The sequence below is a fragment of the Herbiconiux daphne genome (genome assembly GCF_024979295.1).
In the GTDB taxonomy this organism is placed as follows: Bacteria; Actinomycetota; Actinomycetes; order Actinomycetales; family Microbacteriaceae; genus Herbiconiux; species Herbiconiux daphnes.
Genome location: NZ_JANLCJ010000854.1, coordinates 1 through 509, shown reverse-complemented (window position 1 = coordinate 509; position 509 = coordinate 1). Strand labels below are relative to the sequence as shown.

The window sequence follows — 509 nt, the reverse complement described above, 5'->3', positions numbered from 1 at the left end:
GCACTATTAAGACACATTCACCGTGACATGCTCAATCGTGTTATTCGAATTGATGACATTGTGGCTTGGCCGCCTTTTGAAATCAATACTCGATTGAAGTTTGGAACCGTAGTTGGAACCACCCCGAAACGAGTCTACGTACAATTAAAGACTGACACAAGGGAAGAGGTTAGACCCTACCCTATTAGAATCAGTCCACAGAACCTGTTAGTAATTACTCAACAAGTTCTCGCCAATATTGAAGGTAATGTTGGTGCATCGCAATATTTAGAAGAGACAAGGGGATAAGACATGGTGAGAGTAATTAAACGTGATGGTAAGTGTGTGGATTTTGATCCTGCTCGTATCATCAATGCAGTTCTGAAAGCACAACAAGCCGTTGATAAGAGTAGTTATAACTCTGCATTCAAAATTGCATCAACCATTCTTGAGAAATACAAGGATGCTGAAACTGTAGAGATTCGTGATATTCAGCGTGATGTTGAATCAATGCTGCTTGCGAATGACAC

General features: G+C 40.7%; 2 protein-coding genes. Both read left to right on the top strand.

What is annotated here, in order from left to right; translation table 11 throughout:
- Positions 1-288, top strand: a 288-nt coding sequence (locus N1032_RS28050) for a hypothetical protein (protein WP_259544030.1), incomplete at its 5' end; no start/stop codon positions are given.
- A 3-nt stretch (positions 289-291) separates the two neighbouring features.
- On the top strand, positions 292-509 hold a 218-nt coding region (locus N1032_RS28045), incomplete at its 3' end, for an ATP cone domain-containing protein (protein WP_259544029.1).